Source organism: Rathayibacter tanaceti (assembly GCF_001634385.1).
In the GTDB taxonomy this organism is placed as follows: Bacteria; Actinomycetota; Actinomycetes; order Actinomycetales; family Microbacteriaceae; genus Rathayibacter; species Rathayibacter tanaceti.
The window spans coordinates 1-668 of record NZ_LIIN01000299.1 but is presented as its reverse complement, the minus strand read 5'-3'; the positions used below and the strand labels follow the sequence as shown (position 1 = coordinate 668).

The following is a 668-nucleotide window of genomic DNA, read 5'->3' as shown; positions in this document are numbered from 1 at the left end:
AGGACCCGCGCCGGCGGCCGCGCGGGTCGCCACTGGATGCCGTGGCGTCGATCCTGCGCCCGCACGTCCGGACCCGAGAGCAGCAGCCGGTCGCCCGCCTCCGCTCCGGCCGCCCAGGTGCTCGCCGGACCCGCCGGCTCGTGCACGAAGAAGTCGATGTCGACCTCCCGGGCCTCCGGGGCGCACCGCACGGGGCGTGTAGGTGCGCAGCGGATGCCGGGCTCCGGCGGGCTCCTGCGCGACGAGGCGCCGCCACTCCGGGACCCCCAGCCCGTCGACCTCGCCGGCGAGAGCGTCGCCCCAGCCGCCGTCGGCGCGCGGGAGCACCAGCTTGATCCGCTGATCGAGCCCCCACGGCGCGAACCAGCGCAGCGACCGGCCGCCGAGAGTCACCCGGATGAAGGTCGGCGAGAGCCGTGCCACACGGAGCACCCGGGTGTCGAAGAGCCGGTAGGGCGCCGATCCGGTCATGCAGGGAGCGTAGCGAGTCGGCCGCAGAGCCTCAGCCCTGAGGCGGATGCCCCGGCCGCGACCGCCTCGCTATCGTGGCGTGAGCGGCCGCCCACCGCGGTCGCGGCCACGCATCGAAGGGACACCCATGGACGGGACGACCCCCACCGGCACCCCGCACGACGCCACCGCCGCTCCGGCAGACGACTCCGCGACGG

Annotated in this window: 1 protein-coding gene; it reads right to left on the bottom strand. The window is 76.3% G+C overall.

Annotated features, from left to right (window positions below):
* Window positions 1–471, bottom strand: a 471-nt coding sequence (locus ACH61_RS19505) for a siderophore-interacting protein (RefSeq protein WP_201787634.1), incomplete at its 3' end; no start/stop codon positions are given.
* Window positions 472–668: the final 197 nt, after the last annotated feature.